The 15,634-nt window shown below is 45.2% G+C and carries 19 protein-coding genes; all 19 read left to right on the forward strand.

Annotated features, from left to right (window positions below):
• The first annotated feature begins 60 nt into the window (after positions 1-60).
• The 19 genes from ilvB (at position 61) to rpmC (ending at position 15,610) form a co-directional block, all read left to right on the forward strand.
• Positions 61-1,776, forward strand: coding sequence for a biosynthetic-type acetolactate synthase large subunit (gene ilvB / locus FQV28_RS03920; RefSeq protein WP_186763776.1), 1,716 nt, complete (start codon positions 61-63; stop codon positions 1,774-1,776).
• Positions 1,773-2,285 carry an acetolactate synthase small subunit gene (gene ilvN, locus FQV28_RS03925; RefSeq protein WP_146494289.1) on the forward strand — a complete coding sequence of 171 codons (513 nt, stop codon included), beginning with the start codon at positions 1,773-1,775 and terminating at the stop codon, positions 2,283-2,285. The genes ilvB and ilvN overlap by 4 nt, the downstream gene beginning before the upstream one ends.
• Before the next feature lie 28 nt (positions 2,286-2,313).
• Complete coding sequence (gene ilvC / locus FQV28_RS03930; RefSeq protein ID WP_146494290.1) at positions 2,314-3,348, forward strand: ketol-acid reductoisomerase; 1,035 nt, start codon at positions 2,314-2,316, stop codon at positions 3,346-3,348.
• On the forward strand, positions 3,335-4,879 hold the full coding sequence (locus FQV28_RS03935; protein WP_146494291.1) for a 2-isopropylmalate synthase: 1,545 nt from the start codon (positions 3,335-3,337) through the stop codon (positions 4,877-4,879). Before ilvC ends, FQV28_RS03935 begins: the two co-directional genes overlap by 14 nt.
• A 33-nt stretch (positions 4,880-4,912) precedes the next feature.
• Entirely contained in the window at positions 4,913-6,013 is a 1,101-nt protein-coding gene (gene leuB, locus FQV28_RS03940) for a 3-isopropylmalate dehydrogenase (RefSeq protein WP_146494292.1), read from the forward strand.
• A gap of 18 nt (positions 6,014-6,031) precedes the next feature.
• On the forward strand, positions 6,032-7,450 hold the full coding sequence (gene leuC, locus FQV28_RS03945) for a 3-isopropylmalate dehydratase large subunit (protein WP_146494293.1): 1,419 nt from the start codon (positions 6,032-6,034) through the stop codon (positions 7,448-7,450).
• A gap of 24 nt (positions 7,451-7,474) precedes the next feature.
• Positions 7,475-8,065 (forward strand): 3-isopropylmalate dehydratase small subunit, encoded by a 591-nt coding sequence (leuD, locus tag FQV28_RS03950; protein WP_146494294.1) that lies wholly within the window; start codon positions 7,475-7,477, stop codon positions 8,063-8,065.
• A gap of 84 nt (positions 8,066-8,149) precedes the next feature.
• Entirely contained in the window at positions 8,150-9,085 is a 936-nt protein-coding gene (locus FQV28_RS03955) for a threonine/serine dehydratase family protein (protein ID WP_255472797.1), read from the forward strand.
• A 158-nt stretch (positions 9,086-9,243) separates the two neighbouring features.
• Positions 9,244-10,566: a Na+/H+ antiporter family protein gene (locus FQV28_RS03960; protein ID WP_146494296.1), complete on the forward strand. Its 1,323-nt coding sequence runs from the start codon at positions 9,244-9,246 to the stop codon at positions 10,564-10,566.
• Between the two features lie 253 nt (positions 10,567-10,819).
• Complete coding sequence (gene rpsJ, locus FQV28_RS03965; RefSeq protein ID WP_033542800.1) at positions 10,820-11,128, forward strand: 30S ribosomal protein S10; 309 nt, start codon at positions 10,820-10,822, stop codon at positions 11,126-11,128.
• Positions 11,129-11,180: 52 nt separating this feature from the next.
• Positions 11,181-11,810 carry a 50S ribosomal protein L3 gene (gene rplC / locus FQV28_RS03970; RefSeq protein ID WP_146494297.1) on the forward strand — a complete coding sequence of 210 codons (630 nt, stop codon included), beginning with the start codon at positions 11,181-11,183 and terminating at the stop codon, positions 11,808-11,810.
• Positions 11,811-11,839: 29 nt separating this feature from the next.
• The gene (rplD, locus tag FQV28_RS03975) at positions 11,840-12,463 is read left to right on the forward strand and encodes a 50S ribosomal protein L4 (RefSeq protein WP_146494298.1); all 624 of its coding nucleotides are present in this window, start codon (positions 11,840-11,842) and stop codon (positions 12,461-12,463) included.
• Complete coding sequence (gene rplW, locus FQV28_RS03980) at positions 12,463-12,747, forward strand: 50S ribosomal protein L23 (protein WP_146494299.1); 285 nt, start codon at positions 12,463-12,465, stop codon at positions 12,745-12,747. Before rplD ends, rplW begins: the two co-directional genes overlap by 1 nt.
• A gap of 46 nt (positions 12,748-12,793) precedes the next feature.
• Positions 12,794-13,624 carry a 50S ribosomal protein L2 gene (rplB, locus tag FQV28_RS03985; RefSeq protein ID WP_146494300.1) on the forward strand — a complete coding sequence of 277 codons (831 nt, stop codon included), beginning with the start codon at positions 12,794-12,796 and terminating at the stop codon, positions 13,622-13,624.
• 60 nt (positions 13,625-13,684) lie between these two features.
• Positions 13,685-13,963, forward strand: coding sequence for a 30S ribosomal protein S19 (gene rpsS, locus FQV28_RS03990; protein WP_146494301.1), 279 nt, complete (start codon positions 13,685-13,687; stop codon positions 13,961-13,963).
• Positions 13,964-13,982: 19 nt separating this feature from the next.
• A complete protein-coding gene (gene rplV / locus FQV28_RS03995; RefSeq protein WP_106534465.1) occupies positions 13,983-14,324 on the forward strand; it encodes a 50S ribosomal protein L22 in 342 nt (113 codons plus the stop codon).
• Positions 14,325-14,327: 3 nt separating this feature from the next.
• Positions 14,328-14,984: a 30S ribosomal protein S3 gene (rpsC, locus tag FQV28_RS04000; protein WP_146494302.1), complete on the forward strand. Its 657-nt coding sequence runs from the start codon at positions 14,328-14,330 to the stop codon at positions 14,982-14,984.
• Between the two features lies 1 nt (position 14,985).
• The gene (gene rplP / locus FQV28_RS04005) at positions 14,986-15,420 is read left to right on the forward strand and encodes a 50S ribosomal protein L16 (protein WP_036803910.1); all 435 of its coding nucleotides are present in this window, start codon (positions 14,986-14,988) and stop codon (positions 15,418-15,420) included.
• Positions 15,410-15,610, forward strand: a complete 201-nt coding sequence (gene rpmC / locus FQV28_RS04010) for a 50S ribosomal protein L29 (protein ID WP_006828936.1) — start codon at positions 15,410-15,412, stop codon at positions 15,608-15,610. The genes rplP and rpmC overlap by 11 nt, the downstream gene beginning before the upstream one ends.
• Positions 15,611-15,634: the final 24 nt, after the last annotated feature.

The raw sequence follows: 15,634 nt of genomic DNA on the forward strand, positions 1-15,634 counted from the left end.
GAAAAAGCTTTTTTATTTTTAAGACATACTCAAAAGGAGGCGGACAGATTGGGCGTAAACATGAAAGTAAGGCAAGAAACGGACCAAAAACTGAAAGGTAGCGGGGCTGATGTACTGATTCGGTCCTTGCAAGAGCAAGAAGTTGAAATCATCTTCGGTTATCCAGGAGGGGCTGTCTTACCGATTTACGATGCACTGCACAGGAATCCAATCCAGCATGTGCTTGCCCGGCATGAACAAGGCGCAATCCACGCCGCCGAAGGATATGCCAGAGTGTCAGGGAAGCCGGGAGTGGTCATTGCTACATCAGGACCCGGTGCAACAAACCTAGTGACAGGAATTGCAGACGCGATGCTCGATTCAATTCCCCTAGTGGTCTTTACCGGTCAAGTGGCCAGCGGAGTAATTGGAACAGATGCTTTCCAAGAAGCCGATATTATCGGCATCACTCAACCGATCACAAAGCATAATTATCAAGTGAAAAATGCAGAAGACTTACCAAGAATCATCAATGAAGCTTTCTATATTGCTTCTACCGGTCGTCCAGGACCTGTAGTGATAGACGTCCCGAAAGATATTTCAGCGAAGATGTTTGTAGAAGCTGAACAGCCGAATGAAGTTGAATTACCCGGCTATCAACCAACAACCAAACCGAACTTCTTACAAATCCAAAAAGCGATTCAAGCCTTAACAGCATCTGAAAGACCATTGATATTAGCGGGGGCTGGTGTTTTAGCGGCTCGTGCAACAGCAGAATTGCAAGAGTTCATTGAGCGACATCAAATTCCAATTACAAACACGTTGCTTGGGTTAGGGACGATAGATGGACACCATGAATTGTTTCTTGGCATGGCTGGCATGCACGGTACGTATACAGCAAATACGGCAATTTGCGAATGTGATGTTCTGTTAAATATCGGCGCACGTTTCGATGACCGGCTGACCGGCAACTTGGCGCATTTCGCACCAAATGCAAAAGTAATCCATATCGACATTGATCCAGCTGAAATTGGAAAGAATGTACCAACAGCCATTCCAATAGTAGCGGATGCAAAAGAAGCTTTGCAGGAACTGCTGAATCAGCCATTCGAGTCGCCTGACACAGCAGAATGGCTTCAGTTGCTGAAAACAAACACGGCTGCATATCCGCTACAGTATAAAGCGGATAAGGAGAGGGGAATTCTTCCTCAACAAGCAATTGAGTTGATCCACAAATTAACTGGAGGAGATGCGGTAGTTACAACAGACGTTGGGCAGCATCAAATGTGGGCGGCGCAGTATTACAAATTCAATTATCCGCATCACTGGGTAACTTCAGGTGGACTTGGAACGATGGGCTTTGGTTTTCCTGCAGCAATCGGAGCACAGTTGGCAAAGCCGCATGAGAAAGTAGTCGCCATTGTAGGAGACGCTGGATTCCAAATGACGCTGCAAGAGCTTTCGCTTTTACAGGAGATGAGGCTTCCGGTGAAAGTCGTTATTTTGAATAATCAATGTTTGGGGATGGTAAGACAGTGGCAAGAAACGTTTTACGAAGAACGATATTCCCAGTCAATGATTTCCGTTCAACCGGATTTTGTGAAATTGGCTCAAGCATATGACATTCAAGGTTATAAAGTTGAAACGATGGCAGAAGCAGAAGCGGTGTTTGCAGAAGCATTCGCGTCGAACGAGCCAGTGCTGATCGATTGCCGCGTGGTTCAATTGGAAAATGTATATCCGATGGTTGCGCCAGGCAAGGGGCTGAATCAAATGATCGGAGTGAAAATCGAATGAAACGAGTAATCACAACAACGGTTATTAACCAAAGTGGAGTTTTGAACCGGGTGACAGGCCTCATGATGAAGCGTCAGTTCAACATTGAAAGCATCTCAGTGGGACATACGGAACAACCAGGAATGTCAAAAATGACCTTCATTGTAAACGTGGAAGATGAAGGGAAGCTAGAACAGTTGTTGAAGCAGCTCCAAAAACAGATTGATGTAATCAAGGTGAATGACATTACTGATAAGGCGGTAGTCATGCGGGAGTTGGCATTGGTAAAAGTAGTAGCACCGCCAGCTGTCAGAAGTGAAATTTACAGCATTGTTGAACCTTTCCGGGCCACAGTGGTCGATATGAGCAAAAACGTCACCACTTTCCAGGTTACTGGAGATCCGGAAAAAATCGAAGCTTTTATTGACTTGATGAAGCCTTACGGCATTAAAGAATTAACCCGGACCGGCGTTTCAGCATTTGTTAGAGAAACTCAAAAAGTGCAGGCGCCGCAATTAAATATATTATAAAAAACCCAAAATTCGAGGAGGAAATAAAATGACAAAAATGTATTATAACCAGGACGTAAACGAGCAAGTATTAAAAGGACAGACAATCGCTATCATCGGATATGGTTCACAAGGCCATGCACATGCACAAAACTTGAAAGATTCAGGATTTAACGTAGTGGTCGGTGTAAGACCTGGTAAATCGTTTGACCAAGCACAAGCGGATGGCATGCAAGTGGCAACAGTAAAAGAAGCCGCCGAAACAGCAGACGTTATCATGGTGCTGGTGCCGGATGAAAAGCAAACACAAATCTATAATGAAGAAATTAAGCCGTCATTGAAGGCTGGAAAATCGCTTGTTTTCGCTCATGGATTCAATGTTCATTTCAACCAAATCGTAGCTCCTGCTGATGTTGATGTCTTCTTGGTAGCGCCAAAAGGGCCTGGCCATCTTGTTCGCCGGACATACGAATCAGGCGCCGGTGTTCCAGCGTTGTTCGCAGTGCACCAAGACGTTTCAGGACAAGCTAAGGAAGTGGCACTTGCTTATGCAAAAGGAATTGGATCGGCACGCGCTGGAGTTTTGGAAACAACGTTTAAAGAAGAAACCGAAACGGATTTATTTGGAGAACAAGCAGTTCTTTGCGGCGGCGTAACTTCTCTAGTGAAAGCCGGATTCGAAACGCTTGTTGAAGCAGGTTATCAGCCAGAGCTGGCTTACTTTGAATGTATGCACGAATTGAAATTGATCGTGGACTTGATGTATGAAGGGGGCTTGTCTGGAATGCGTTATTCTATCTCGGACACAGCACAGTGGGGAGATTTCATCTCAGGGCCACGCATTGTTGATGCTGATACAAAGGCGCGGATGAAAGAAGTCCTTAAAGATATCCAAACCGGAAAATTCGCAAAAGGCTGGTTGCTTGAAAACCAGTTGAATCGTCCAGAATTCACTGCTATCGAAAAAGCAGAAGAGTCTCATCAAATCGAGCAAGTTGGCCGTGAGTTGCGTGCCATGATGCCATTCGTCAATGAAGGCAAAAAAGCTAAACATAAAGAGGTGGTCGCCAATGCCGCAAATTGATATTTTCGATACGACACTACGAGACGGAGAACAGTCGGCTGGGATCAACTTGAATACTGCAGAAAAAATCGAAATCGCCCGCCAGCTTGAACGTTTTGGAGCGACGATTATCGAATCAGGGTTTCCTGCTGCTTCCCCGGGAGACTTTGACGCTGTCCAGCGCATTGCAGGGACAGTTAAAAATTCCATCGTAACAGGCTTGGCACGTTCGATGAAAAGTGATATTGACCGGACATGGGATGCACTAAAAGGAGCGGAGCAGCCGCATATCCATATTTTCCTGGCAACCTCTCCTATCCATATGGAACATAAATTAATGAAAACTCCTGAACAAGTAGTGGAAATTGCTGTAGAGTCGGTCAAATACGCACGTAAGTTCTTCCCGCTTGTCCAGTGGTCAGCGGAAGATGCTTCCCGTTCAGACCCGGAATTCTTGGCCCATATTATCCGCAAGGTCATTGATGCGGGAGCGACAACTATCAACTTGCCGGACACAGTCGGCTACGCAACTCCTCAGGAATACGGGGCGATGTTCAAGTATATGACGGAAAATGTTACAGGCATTGAGAAAGTAAAATTGTCGGCACATTGCCATAACGATCTTGGTATGGCGACTGCTAATACATTGGCGGCTATCGAAAACGGTGCTACACAAATCGAAGGCACTATTAACGGTATCGGCGAACGTGCTGGAAACGTGGCGTTAGAGGAAATTGCAGTGGCTTTGCACATTCGCAAACAAATCTATAACACGGAAACTGGCATTAACCTGCATGAGATAAAACGTACCAGCCAATTGGTAAGCCAATTGACAGGCAGCTTGATCCAACCTAATAAAGCGGTAGTCGGAAAAAATGCTTTTGCACACGAATCAGGAATTCACCAGGATGGCATGTTGAAGAACCCGTTGACATACGAAATCATTACACCAGAACTGATTGGGGATGCCTCGACAGAACTGGTGCTTGGGAAACATTCTGGCAGACATGCTTTTAAAGACCGAGCCGTTAAAATGGGCTTCGACTTGACGGAAGAAAAATTAAACAAAGCATTTATTGAATTTAAAAAACTGGCAGACAGCAAAAAAGAAATTGTTGAAGATGATTTGTATGTTTTGCTAACAGACCAGCAGATCCATGATACAGAAACACCCGTTTATAAATTGGAAAGTGTACAAGTTCAATACGGTACGGCAAACATCCCAACTGCCACAGCATCTGCTTATAATCCAGATGGGGAAATGGTTAATGAAGCAGCAACAGGAGCCGGATCAGTTGAAGCGATATTCAACACGCTGGAGCGGATTGTGGAAGGAAAAGTCCATATCCTAGATTACCGTGTCACATCAATTGGCAAAGGGCGAGATGCTCTAGGGGAAGCGGTTATCAACATGACGTACAACGGAGAAACGGTCACAGGCCGTGATGTTGCGCAAGATGTGTTGGAAGCGACAGCTAAAGCTTATCTGAATGCTGTAAATCGGCAAATTATCCAAACAGGCCAGAAAAAAATAAAAATACCAGCAATTTAACGCCAGACAATCATCGATAGAGGAGGAAATACTATGAAAAAAACAATAGCGGTATTGCCAGGGGACGGCATCGGACCAGAAGTAACAGATGCGGCGGTAAAAGTGCTGCAATCCATCGCAATGCGTTATGGGCATACTTTTCATTTGAAACACGGGGCAATTGGCGGAACGGCGGTCGACCAATTCAACAGCCCGCTTCCTCAGGAAACAATCGAAGTTTGTGAAGCGAGCGACGCCATTCTTTTAGGGGCAGTTGGCGGTCCGAAGTGGGATAGCCAACCGTCGCACTTGCGGCCCGAAAAAGGATTATTGACTATCCGAAAACATTTTGATTTGTTCGCAAATCTTCGGCCTGTCAAAGCGGTGCCGGCTCTGCTTTCTTCATCGCCGTTAAAAGAAGAAGTGGCTAAAGATGTAGATATGATGATTGTGCGTGAGTTGACGAGCGGATTGTATTTCGGAGAACCGAAACGAAAATCTGAAAAATCGGCGGTTGATACGCTGGTTTATACCCGAGAAGAGATTGAGCGCATTGTTAACCAGTCATTCGAAATGGCACGCACCCGCAGAGGTAAAGTGACGTCTGTTGATAAAGCCAATGTGTTAGAAACAAGCAAGCTTTGGCGCGAAATAGTGGAAGAACGCAAGCAAGCGTATCCTGACGTTGAAGTTGAGCATATGCTAGTTGATTCAGCAGCAATGAAATTGATTACAGATCCGCGTTCTTTCGATGTCGTCGTTACTGAAAATATGTTTGGAGATATTTTAAGCGATGAAGCGTCCGTTATCACTGGTTCTCTTGGCATGCTGCCTTCGGCAAGCATCCGATCGGATGGTTTTGGACTTTATGAACCGGTCCACGGATCAGCGCCGGATATTGCAGGGCAAAACAAAGCCAATCCGTCTGCGGCTATTTTATCGGCAGCAATGATGCTGAAACACTCTTTTGGCCTTCATGCAGAAGCGGCAGCGATTGAAGCTGCAGTAATGAGTGTGTTGGAAGACGGCTATTGCACAGGAGACTTGGAAGGTGAAGGGAAACGGGTCATGTCGACAAATGCTTTCGTTGCAAAAGTGATTGAAGAATTGGAACGGGAATTTATCTCTGAACATATCATGTATTCATACGTTTAATTGATAGGAGCGGTTAGTGTGGCAAAAACAATTATTGAAAAAGTTTGGGAACAGCATATTGTCTATGAGGAACCAGGGAAGCCAGATCTTCTTTATATTGACCTTCATTTGTTGCATGAAGTAACGTCTCCGCAGGCATTTGAAGGGCTCCGGCTGAACGGCCGGAAAGTGCGTCGTCCGGACTTATGCTTTGCGACGATGGATCACAACGTGCCGACTAGGAACCGCGAAACGATCAAAGATCCGATTTCGCGGAAGCAGATCAAGACGTTGCAGGAGAACTGCGAAGAATTCGGAGTGCCATTGGCAGGCCTTAACCATCCAGACCAGGGCATTGTTCATGTAATCGGTCCGGAACTTGGGCTTACGCAACCAGGGAAGACGATCGTCTGTGGAGACAGCCATACGTCGACGCACGGAGCTTTTGGTGCACTAGCTTTTGGTATTGGCACTAGTGAAGTAGAACATGTTCTTTCAACCCAAACTTTATGGCAATCAAAACCAAAGACGATGGAAATTCGAATTGAAGGAGAACTTGGCTTTGGCGTTTCTGCAAAAGACGTCATCTTGGCGATCATTTCAAGATTCGGAGTAGATATGGGGACAGGGCATATTGTGGAGTATACAGGAGAAGCAATTCGCAAATTATCCATGGAAGAGCGAATGACCATCTGTAATATGTCAATCGAAGCAGGTGCGCGCGCGGGACTTATCAGTCCAGATGAGACAACAGTCGAATACTTGAGAGGGCGCCGCCATGTTCCTAAAGGCGAAGAATTTGAAAAAGCGGCAGAACAATGGTTGGCGTTGGCAACAGATGAAGGCGCAGAGTACGATGTATCTCATAGCATTCATGCAGATGATATTTCCCCGTTTGTCACTTGGGGAACAAATCCATCAATGGGTTCTGGAATTGCCGAGCGGGTTCCGGCGGCAGTTGATTTTGAGCAGCAAGCGGACCGTGATGCATTAAAGCAAGCATTGGCTTATATGCAGCTTGAAGAAGGTACGCCATTGTCTTCTATTGAAATTCAACATGTCTTTATCGGCTCTTGTACAAATGCCCGCATCGGAGACTTACGGGCGGCAAGTGAAATTATAGCCGGCAAAAAAGTCCATCCAGCGGTGACGGCTATCGTTGTCCCGGGTTCGGAATCAGTAAAACGTGCAGCAGAAGCAGAAGGCTTAGACCAAATTTTCCTTGAGGCAGGCTTTGAGTGGCGGGAAACAGGTTGCAGCATGTGCTTGGCGATGAATGAAGACTCTGTGCCAGCAGGGGAGCGCTGTGCTTCCACTTCAAACCGAAACTTTGAAGGGCGCCAAGGCGCAGGTTCTATGACTCACTTGGTGAGTCCGGTTATGGCGGCTGCAGCAGCAATTGAAGGGCATCTGACAGACGTCCGCAAGTTCATGAAAGAACCTGTTCCTACAGCATAAGAGAAAAGTTCAAGGAGGCAACCTATGAAGCCGATAAACAAAATCACCAGTGTCTTAACGCCGCTGGATCGAAAAAATGTAGACACCGACCAGATTATTTCCAAAGAATTTTTAAAGCGCATTGAACGAACAGGATTTGGTAAATACTTGTTTTATCATTGGCGATTTCGTTCGGACGGTTCAGAAATTGAAGACTTCGTCCTCAACGACCCTCGCTTTCAAGGCTCTGAAATTCTAGTCGCACAAGAAAATTTCGGCTGCGGCTCTTCACGTGAGCATGCCCCATGGGCGATTCAAGATTACGGGTTTAATGTGGTCATCGCACCGAGTTATGCAGATATCTTCTATAATAACTGTGTGAAAAATGGGATCTTACCAATTCGGCTTACCGACCAAGAGGTAAATGAGCTTATCCAAAAAGGAAAACACGAGAACTTTAAGCTGGAAATCAATTTGGAAGAGCAAACAGTTACCGGGCAAGATGGAAGCCGATATGAATTTACCATTGATCCGTACTGGAAAGAAATGCTGCTAAAAGGCTGGGATGAGATTGCATTGACCTTCCAATTCGATTCGTACATCGCGGCATACGAAGAAAGGAAGCAATCAGTTTAACGCATTACTATTAAGGGAGATGATTTAGTTGGGAATTCGTACGATACAGTAGGTTTATACAATGCATTCGAAAAGCTGGCATCCATTGTCCACCGCACGCCTTGCAAACAGTCGAAAACCTTGAATGAAATCGCCGGCAATTGTGTTTCGTTGAAATTGGAGAATTTGCAGAAGACCGGTTCATTCAAAATAAGAGGTGCCTTCAATAAGGTCAGCCGCTTAACGGACGAAGAATGCCGGAAAGGGATTTTGGCTGCTTCTGCCGGTAACCATGCGCAAGGAGTCGCTTTAGCCGGGAAAGAAAAAGGGGTGCCGGTAACGATTTATATGCCGGTAACGACGCCTGAAGCGAAAGTAATGGCAACTCGTCAGTACGGGGCTACTGTGCAGCTTGTTGGAAACAATTTTGACGAAGCGTACGCCGCTGCCAAAAAAGAGCAGCTTTTCACCGGCGCCGCGTTTATCCATCCGTTCGACGATATGGCAATTATCGAAGGGCAAGCGACAGTAGCGATGGAAATGATGCAGCAATGTCCAGAACTCGATACTATCGTCGTTCCGGCTGGAGGTGGAGGCTTGCTTGCAGGCACAGCTCTTGCCGTTAAGTCAATACGGCCAAACATTCGAGTAATCGGGGTGCAAGCGCAAGCGGCTCCCGCCATTGCCTCTATCTTCCATGGTACTCAAAATTCCGCTGTACCGTTTCTCACAACCATCGCAGAGGGGATCAAAGTAAAAGAGCCGGGCAAATTAACGACTCAAATCATCAACGCCTATGTTGATGATGTTATTACGGTCAGTGAACAAGAAATTGCTTCTGCGATCCTGTTTATGCTCGAACGTGAGAAAATGCTGGTTGAAGGAGCGGGAGCTGCTGCTGTGGCTGCGGTGCTTTATCGCCATTTGCCGTTTCAGTCAAACTATACTGGGGTGGTAGTCAGCGGCGGTAATTTTGATATCGGCAAACTGAATGCATGTATAAAAACCATAACTGATATAAGTACGGCCAGTTCGTTTTAATAGTAAGAAGTAACCTTTGCTTTGGGGCAAAGGTTTTTTGTTTTCAGAGTTTTTCAGCTTTCTCCTATTATGAATAAATGCGGTTGACATCCTTTTCTCCTTTTGTTAATTTAAAGTGTACACTTTAACGCTTTAGCAAACTAAAGGAGATAGATATTATGAATGCAGTTATAGTTGCCGTTCTGGTCATGTTGGTTTTGAGCTTGCTTCGGGTCAATGTGGTCTTTGCATTGTTGCTTGGTGCACTGGCCGGTGGGCTCAGCGGTGGTTTGCCGTTTATGGATACAATTACGGCGTTTACCGATGGACTTGGGGCAGGAGCGGAAATCGCACTCAGTTATGCGATGCTTGGAGGATTTGCAGTAGCAATTTCCCGTACAGGAATTCCGGAACTGCTCGTCTCAAGTGTCTTAAAACTTATTAATAAAGAAGGAGAAACAACGCGGGAAGGGCTAGCAAAAGCGTTAATCATTTTTACGCTATTGATCATGGCAATCTTCTCGCAGAACTTGATACCGATTCATATCGCATTTATCCCGCTATTGCTGCCGCCGATCTTGCATATTATGAACGAATTGCGTATAGACCGTCGCTTGATCGCTTCTGTGCTGACATTTGGTTTGACTGCACCTTATATTTTACTGCCATATGGCTTTGGACTGATCTTCCATGACATTGTGGCAACGCAAATGGAGCTTGCCGGGTTGCCGATTGATATGGCGGATATTCCGAGAGCGATGATGATTCCGGTCCTTGGACTAGTAGTCGGACTTGCGGTTGCAGTGTTCATCTCTTACCGCCGGCCGCGTGATTATCACATCGCCCATACTAATATAGAAGAACTCTCTAAAAAGGCGGCTTCGAAAAAAGACATCACTGTAACTATATTGGCGCTGCTTGCTGCACTATACGGGCAAATTACCACTGACTCCATGATTATCGGGGCGCTTGCTGGTATCTTGGTCTTGTACCTTCTAGGCGCTATGAAATGGCGGGATGCAGATGACATTCTGAGTGCCGGCATGCGCATGATGGCATTCATCGGTTTTGTCATCATTGCAGCAAACGGTTTTGCCTCTGTCATCCAAGCCACTGGAGCCATTGAGCAGCTGGTTGCGAGTGTCTCTGAAACGTTTGCAGGGAACAGAGGGCTTGCCGCTTTCGCCATGTTGGTAGCTGGCTTGTTGGTGACTATGGGCATCGGTTCATCGTTTGCAACGATTCCAATCATCGCAGCCATCTTTGTGCCAATGAGTATGGAGTTCGGTTTCTCGACACTCGCGATCATATCATTGATCGGAACGGCAGGGGCATTAGGAGACGCCGGATCACCAGCATCCGACTCGACGCTGGGGCCGACTGCCGGACTCAACGTGGACGGCCAACACAATCATATCTGGGATACATGCGTACCAACATTCCTTCACTACAACATTCCGCTTTTGGTTTTCGGTTGGATCGCCATTATGTGGCTAGCATAAGATAAAAATGTTCGGACTATTAGCGTATAGGTTGAATATAAAATAAATCCTGCTATACTAATAAAAGTGATTAAAAGAATTTCGTAAAAACACTTGCGGAATTCTTTTTAATTTTGTATACTAGTGAACGTTGGTCTTTGACTGCGATGAAGCGAGAGGTTACCGATACACCCGGCCGCTTTGCCATGGCGAGTGATTGGAAAATTTTCGTGGAGAATGTCTATCAAAAATAGGCGAAAAGGGAGGGAAAATAATGGCAAAACAAAAAATTCGTATCCGTTTAAAAGCATATGATCACAGAATTCTTGATCAATCTGCTGAGAAAATTGTAGAAACAGCTAAACGTTCAGGTGCAAGCGTATCGGGTCCGATACCGTTGCCGACGGAAAAGTCAGTTTACACAATCTTGCGCTCAGTCCACATTTATAAAGATTCACGTGAGCAATTTGAAATGCGCACGCACAAACGTCTAATCGATATCGTTAACCCAACACCACAAACTGTTGATGCGTTAATGAAATTAGATTTACCATCTGGCGTTGACATTGAAATCAAACTTTAATCGGTAAACGAAATATAAAAAAAACACAAATAATTGCAGGAGGTGTGACAACATGACCAAAGGAATCTTAGGTAGAAAAATCGGTATGACGCAAGTTTTTGCTGAGAACGGTGATTTAATCCCTGTAACTGTAATCGAAGCTGCTCCAAACGTGGTGCTTCAAAAGAAAACAGTTGAGGTAGACGGCTACGAGGCAATCCAATTAGGTTTTGAAGACAAGCGCGAAAAGCTTTCTAACAAACCTGCTAAAGGACATGTAGCTAAAGCAAACACTGCTCCTAAGCGCTTCATTCGCGAACTTCGCAATGTAAACTTAGCTGATTACGAGATTGGTCAGGAAGTCAAAGTAGATGTATTCGCAGAAGGCGATGTAGTAGATGTAACAGGAACTACGAAAGGTAAAGGTTTCCAAGGTGTTATCAAACGCCACGGACAATCACGCGGACCAATGGCTCACGGTTCACGCTACCACCGTCGTCCTGGTTCGATGGGTCCGGTTGCTCCTAACCGTGTATTCAAACAAAAGAAATTGCCTGGTCAAATGGGTGGCAACACAGTTACGATCCAAAACCTTCACATCGTGAAAGTTGATACAGAACGCAACTTGCTTCTTATTAAAGGTAATGTTCCTGGTTCACGCAAAGCGTTGATCCGAGTAAAATCTTCTATTAAAGCGAAATAATATCTTTTCAAAGGAAGGAGGAAACAAGAATGCCTAAAGTAGCTTTATTAAATCAAACAGGTTCACAAGTGGGCGACATCGAATTGAACGATCACGTATTCGGTATCGAGCCAAATGAATCAGTGTTATTCGACGCTGTAGTGATGCAACGCGCTTCACTTCGCCAAGGTAACCATAAAGTAAAAAACCGTTCTGAAGTAGCTGGTGGTGGTAAAAAACCATGGAAGCAAAAAGGAACTGGACGTGCTCGTCAAGGTTCGATCCGTTCACCACAATGGCGCGGAGGCGGTATCGTATTCGGTCCAACGCCACGCAGCTATAGCTATAAACTTCCTAAGAAAGTACGTCGTTTAGCTCTACGTTCTGCACTTTCATCTGCAGTAGCTGGAGAAAACTTGATGGTACTTGAAGGGTTGACTTTCGATGCACCGAAAACAAAGGAATTCACTAAATTAGTGCAAGACCTTTCAATTGGTAAAAAAGCATTGTTCGTAACTGCTGACCTAGATGAAAACGTAGCATTGTCTGCACGTAACCTTCAAGGTATGACAGTAGTAACAGCAAGCGGCATTAACGTTTTAGACTTGCTTGGCCATGACAAAGTTGTTATGACTAAAGCAGCTGTAGAAAAAATAGAGGAGGTGCTTAGTTAATGGAAGCACGTGATGTATTAAAGCGTCCAGTCATTACTGAGCAATCTTCAGAAGTAATGGCAGAGAAAAAGTACACTTTCGAAGTGGACACTCGCGCAAACAAAACACAGGTAAAACAAGCCGTACAAGAAATCTTTGGCGTGAAGGTTGAGAAAGTCAACATCATGAACTACAAAGGCAAATTCAAACGTATGGGCAAACACGCAGGCTATACTAACAAACGCCGCAAAGCGATCGTGAAATTGACTGCTGACTCTAAAGACATCGAATTGTTCGAAATTTAATTTCTATAAGTTCTTAAGGAACTAATCAAAGAAGGAGGGAAACAAAATGGCGATTAAAAAATATAAACCTACCTCCAACGGTCGTCGTAACATGACAAGTTCGGATTTCGCTGAAATCACAACGAACAAGCCAGAAAAATCGCTTCTACAACCAACGAAGCGTAAAGGCGGCCGTAACAACCAAGGTAAGTTGACTGTACGCCACCACGGTGGTGGACACAAACGCCAATATCGTGTCATCGATTTCAAACGTAACAAAGATGGCATTCCAGGACGCGTTGCTACAATCGAGTACGATCCAAACCGTTCTGCTAACATCGCATTAATTCATTACGCTGACGGAGAAAAACGTTACATCTTGGCTCCTAAAGGAATCGAAGTTGGAACTCAAATCATGTCAGGCGTTGAAGCTGATATCAAACCAGGTAACGCACTTCCGTTATCAAACATCCCAATGGGTTCTACAATCCACAACATTGAATTGAAGCCAGGCGGCGGCGGACAACTTGTACGCTCTGCAGGAACTTCAGCTCAAGTATTGGGTAAAGAAGGCAAATACGTAACGGTTCGTTTGCAATCAGGCGAAGTTCGCATGATCTTGGCTACTTGCCGCGCGACTATCGGTTCTGTAGGTAACGAACAGCACGAATTGATTAACATCGGTAAAGCAGGACGCTCTCGCTGGTTAGGCAAACGCCCAACAGTCCGCGGATCTGTAATGAACCCGAACGATCACCCACACGGTGGTGGTGAAGGACGTTCGCCAATCGGACGTAAGTCACCAATGTCTCCTTGGGGCAAACCAACTCTTGGATACAAAACCCGCAAGAAAAACAACAAGTCAGACAAGTTTATCGTGCGTCGTCGTAAAAAATAATTTGATTTCGCTACGGTTCGCCAAAAGAGCCGTGGTGCAATCACGAAGGGAGGATCCCAAATGGGTCGCAGCTTGAAAAAAGGACCTTTTGCTGATGATCATCTTATGAAAAAAGTTGATGCACAAAAGGACTCTGAGAAAAAACAAGTGATCAAAACTTGGTCTCGCCGTTCTACAATTTTCCCGACATTCATCGGACAAACAATCGCTGTATATGATGGACGTAAACACATTCCTGTCTACGTAACTGAAGATATGGTAGGCCATAAGCTTGGTGAATTTGCTCCAACACGCAAATACGCAAGCCATGGTGCAGACGATAAGAAAACAAGACGTTAATTGAGAGGAGGATTTCCCCATGCAAGCAAAAGCTGTCGCTAGAACAGTACGTATTGCTCCTCGTAAAGTCCGTTTAGTAGTAGATTTAATCCGAGGCAAGCAAATTGGCGAAGCCGTTGCGATTTTGAACCACACTCCTAAAGCAGCATCGATTGTTGTTGAGAAGTTGTTGAAATCTGCAGCTGCTAACGCTGAACATAACTACGAAATGAACCTGGACAACTTGATCGTCAGCGAAGTATTCGTTGATGAAGGTCCAACACTAAAACGTTTCCGTCCACGTGCAATGGGACGCGCAAGCGCAATTAACAAACGCACAAGCCACATCACGCTAGTGGTATCTGAGAAGAAGGAGGGATAATTCGTGGGACAAAAAATACATCCAATCGGTATGCGTATCGGCATCATTCGTGACTGGGAGTCAAAATGGTACGCTGAAAAAGACTATGCGACACTTCTTCACGAAGATATTAAGATCCGCGAGTACATTGAAGCCCGTTTAAAAGAAGCTTCAGTTTCTAAAATTGAAATCGAGCGCGCTGCAAACCGCGTAAACGTTACAATTCACACTGCGAAACCAGGTATGGTAATCGGTAAAGGTGGTTCTGAAGTAGAAGTACTTCGCAAGCAACTTACTGCTATGACTAGCAAACGTGTACACATCAACATCATTGAAATCAAAAGAGCTGACCTTGATGCAAAATTGGTTGCTGAAAGCGTAGCACGTCAATTGGAAAACCGCGTGTCTTTCCGCCGTGCACAAAAGCAAGCAATCCAACGCACAATGCGTTCTGGCGCTAAAGGGATCAAAACTCAAGTATCTGGACGTCTAGGCGGCGCTGACATTGCGCGTGCTGAACACTACAGTGAAGGTACTGTTCCGCTCCATACACTTCGCGCTGATATCGATTATGCGCATGCTGAAGCAGACACAACTTACGGTAAGCTTGGCGTAAAAGTATGGATCTATCGCGGTGAAGTCCTTCCAACTAAGAAGAAATCTGAGGAAGGAGGCAAATAATATGTTAATGCCTAAACGCGTTAAATATCGTCGTGAGCACCGCGGAAAGATGCGCGGAGAAGCTAAAGGCGGCAAAGAAATCGCATTCGGTGAATTTGGTCTCCAAGCTTTAGAATCATCTTGGATCACTAACCGTCAAATTGAAGCAGCACGTATTTCCATGACTCGTTACATGAAACGTGGCGGTAAAGTCTGGATTAAAATTTTCCCTCATAAACCATATACGAAAAAGCCTCTAGAGGTTCGTATGGGATCTGGTAAAGGTTCACCTGAAGGCTGGGTAGCCGTTGTCAAAACTGGTAAAGTAATGTTCGAACTTGCAGGAGTATCTGAAGAAGTGGCACGCGAAGCATTGCGCCTTGCATCTCACAAACTTCCGATCAAAACGAAGTTCGTAAAACGCGAAGAAATTGGTGGTGAATCGAATGAAAGCTAATGAAATCCGTGACCTAACCACTGCTGAAATCGAACAAAAAGTGAAATCACTGAAAGAAGAGCTTTTCAACCTTCGCTTCCAATTGGCTACTGGTCAATTAGAAAACACTGCTCGCATCCGCGAAGTGCGTAAAGCGATTGCCCGTATGAAAACTGTGATTCACGAAAGAGTACTCAGTGGCAATAACTGATAAATCGAGAGGAGGTTTGCAAGT

Origin of the sequence: Planomicrobium sp. CPCC 101079 (assembly GCF_007859275.1) — a bacterium.
Classification (GTDB): Bacteria; Bacillota; Bacilli; order Bacillales_A; family Planococcaceae; genus Planococcus.